This window comes from Streptomyces sp. NPDC055078, assembly GCF_053607985.1.
Genome location: NZ_JBSGUP010000804.1, coordinates 1 through 3,328 on the forward strand (window position 1 = coordinate 1; position 3,328 = coordinate 3,328).

The following is a 3,328-nucleotide window of genomic DNA, read 5'->3' on the forward strand; positions in this document are numbered from 1 at the left end:
GTCCGGTACTGGTCCGGTCCGGCACCGGCCCGGTCACGTCCGGCCCCGTACGTACGGTCGGCTACAGCCAGCCATTGCGCTTGAGCGTGCGGTGAATCGCGAAGCAGATCCCGGCGATCGCGGTGAGCACCATCGGGTAGCCGTACTTCCACTCCAGCTCCGGCATATGGTCGAAGTTCATGCCGTACACCCCGCACACCGCCGTCGGCACCGCGATGATCGCCGCCCAGGAGGTGATCTTGCGCATGTCCTCGTTCTGCGCGACCGTCGCCTGCGCGAGATTGGCCTGCAGGATGGAGTTCAGCAGCTCGTCGAATCCGATGACCTCCTCCTGTACGCGGGCGAGGTGGTCGGCGACATCGCGGAAGTACTTCTGGATGTCCGGGTCGACCAGCCGCATCGGCCGCTCGCTCAGCAGCTGCATGGGCCGCAGCAGCGGAGAAACGGCCCGCTTGAACTCCAGCACCTCCCGCTTGAGCTGGTAGATCCGCCCGGCGTCACTGCCGCGCTGCCTGCCCTTGGAGGGGGCGGAGAAGACATCGATCTCGACCTCGTCGATGTCGTCCTGCACGGCGGCGGCGACCGCGATGTATCCGTCGACGACATGGTCGGCGATGGCGTGCAGCACCGTGGACGGCCCTTTGGACAGCAGTTCGGTGTCCTTCTGGAGCCCGTGCCGCAGGGCGCGCAGGGAGCCCTTGCCGCCGTGCCGGACCGTGATGACGAAGTCCCGGCCGGTGAAGCACATGACCTCGCCGGTCTCCACGACCTCGCTGGTCGCGGTGAGTTCGGCGTGCTCGACGTAGTGGATCGTCTTGAAGACGGTGAAGAGGGTGTCGTCGTACCGCTCCAGCTTGGGCCGCTGGTGGGCGTGGACCGCGTCCTCGACGGCGAGCGGGTGCAGCCCGAACTCGGCCGCGATACCCGCGAATTCCTCTTCGGTCGGCTCGTGCAGCCCGATCCAGGCGAAGCCACCGCCCTCGCGCACCCGCAGCATCGCCTCACGCGGCGTCTGGCAGCCCGCGCTGTCGAGCCTGCGCCCGTCGCGGTAGACCGCGCAGTCGACGACGGCGCTGGAGGCGGAGGGGTCGCGGGTGGTGTCGTACGAGCTGTAGGCGGCGCTGCTCTTGCGCAGGGACGGGCGGACCGCGGCACGCAGGTCACGGATCATCGACATGGCTGGCTCCTTCACGGAGAGGCCGTCGGCGCGTGGCGTGGCACAGCCCGGAATGGGGACGTGAGGTGTACGTCCGCAAAGCGGGCGGCACCGCGGGATGGCGGTGACGGCGTTCGCTACAGACAGGCAAATTCGCTGAGGACAGCAAAAACGAAGTGCTCTTCCGTCGTGCGAAATTCCGCGGCACGGAACGCCATGGGCCCTGCGTGAAAGGGCCTCAGATCACCGGAGGGTGATGCCCTGCGGAAGAGCGGTTGGTACTGCACGGTCGACTTCGATCCACCGTGGACCCCACCTCCTCCGGCCGGTCCCCCGTAGGGGACGGTCATGACACCGGGACCCGAGGCACCGCTTCCGCGTGCCGTCTCCGTGTGCTTGCTGCACACCATCCCGACCAGCGGCCAAGACTAGCAGCCGACAGAGGGCCAATCCCGGTGTTTGCCCATTCCATACGCGTTCTATGCTCGCGGGATGGGAGAAGTTCTCGCTCTGGTCGAGGCAAGGCTGCGTACGGCGTTCGGCGAGCCGGACGCCCGTGCGGCCGTGACCTTCCTCGGCACGGACCGTATCGAGGTGTTGAGGTTCCCCGCCGCCGAGCCGGCCGGCGCGGGCGTCGTGCGCTACGCCACGCTGGGCATGTCGGACCGGCCCATGACGGACCCGACCGGCACGCTCACCGACCCGGTCAAGGGCCCCCGCGCCGAGCTGATCCTGTCGGTACGGGCCGGGCTCGCCGACACCGACCAGGTGCTGCGCCCCCTCGCCGTACTCGCCGCCTCTCCCCAGGTGGAAGGGGTCGTCGTGGCACCCGGCGCCTCGCTGGACGTCGGTGATCCGCTCTGGCCCGCGGCACCGTTCACCTCCGTGCTCGTCGCGGAGTCCGGCGGTCTGGTCGAGGATCTGGAACTGGACCCCCCGATGGACCCGGTGCGCTTTCTGCCACTGCTCCCGATGACCCCGAACGAGGCCGCCTGGAAGCGGGTGCACGGCGCGCAGGCGCTTCAGGAGCGGTGGCTGTCGCAGGGGGCCGATCTGCGTGATCCACTGCGCGGGTCCGTCGATCTCGGCGCCGGTCCTGGCTGAGCCCTGAGGGCCCGACGGCCCCGGATGGCTGTAAGTCGCATCCGTAATTTGGCCGGAGAAGCACACGCCGGACGGGTGATCGTCCTTGACGCGACGACGGTCGGGTAGGACCGTGGGGCGCTATGAGGGGCGAACCCAGTTGCCCGAAGTGCGGTGGCCGGGTCAGGGCGCCCGGTCTCTTCGCCGACTCCTGGCAGTGTGATGTGCACGGCACGGTGCACCCGCTCCAGCCGGTGATACCGCCCAGTGTCGAGGCCCTCGATGTCGTTGTGCACCGCGCCAGGGTTCCCGTGTGGATGCCCTGGCCGTTACCGGTCGGCTGGCTGTTCACCGGTGTCGCGTACGCCGGGGACGACCGCAGCGGCGGCCGGGCCACCGCCGTCGCCTGCTCGGGCCCGGGGCCGCTCGGCGGGCTCGGTGAACTGCTCCTGGTCGCCGAGGAGTTGGGCGTCGGCCTCGGGGCGCGCTATGCCGGAATCGACGGGCCCGACCCCGGGCCGCACATCAGGGTTGACCAGCCGCCCCAGGTCAAACTGCTCGCCGCCGGCCGCCCCACCCCGCTCTGGCATGTGAACGCCGGACCGGGCGACCGCGCCGTCTTCGCGGGCGAGGCGCGTGGACTGTGGCTGTGGGCGATCGTCTGGCCGGAGCAGTCCGGACTGCTGATGTACGACGAACTCGTGCTGACCGATCTGCGGGACGCGGGCGCGGAGGTGGAGCTGGTGCCGTGCGGGGCGCTGTCGCCGCGTCTGCTGTCGTAGGCCGCCTGACGGGGTACTGGCGGCGGCCGACGGCGTATCGCCTGGCGTCGTGACAGTCGTGCGCACTCGTGGCAATCGTGGGCACTCGTGGGGCCACCGTGTGGCACTCGTGTGGCGGGTGCGGGTGGGGGTGCCTGCTGACCGGTGCCTGCTGCCGGAGTGCCGGCGCCGCTCCCGGCGGGCGCGCGCCTTCACCGCGCCGGAGCCGCTCCCGCTGCCGCCGCTCCCGCTGCCGCCGTGCCCGAGGCCGCCGTGCCCGGGGCCGCTCCGCGCGGGCCGAGAGGGCGTCGGGCGCCCGATACACTGG

3 protein-coding genes are annotated in these 3,328 nt (G+C 70.5%); 2 read left to right on the forward strand and 1 reads right to left on the reverse strand.

Annotated elements, in window-relative coordinates:
- Positions 1-61 precede the first annotated feature (61 nt).
- A complete protein-coding gene (locus tag ACWF94_RS36965; RefSeq protein WP_453499050.1) occupies positions 62-1,177 on the reverse strand; it encodes a magnesium and cobalt transport protein CorA in 1,116 nt (371 codons plus the stop codon).
- A gap of 471 nt (positions 1,178-1,648) precedes the next feature.
- Between ACWF94_RS36965 and ACWF94_RS36970 the strand changes: the two genes are divergently transcribed.
- Together ACWF94_RS36970 and ACWF94_RS36975 are read left to right on the forward strand one after the other, a co-directional pair.
- A complete protein-coding gene (locus ACWF94_RS36970) occupies positions 1,649-2,260 on the forward strand; it encodes a suppressor of fused domain protein (protein ID WP_453499052.1) in 612 nt (203 codons plus the stop codon).
- A 122-nt stretch (positions 2,261-2,382) separates the two neighbouring features.
- Positions 2,383-3,021: a DUF6758 family protein gene (locus ACWF94_RS36975; RefSeq protein WP_453499054.1), complete on the forward strand. Its 639-nt coding sequence runs from the start codon at positions 2,383-2,385 to the stop codon at positions 3,019-3,021.
- Positions 3,022-3,328 lie beyond the last annotated feature (307 nt).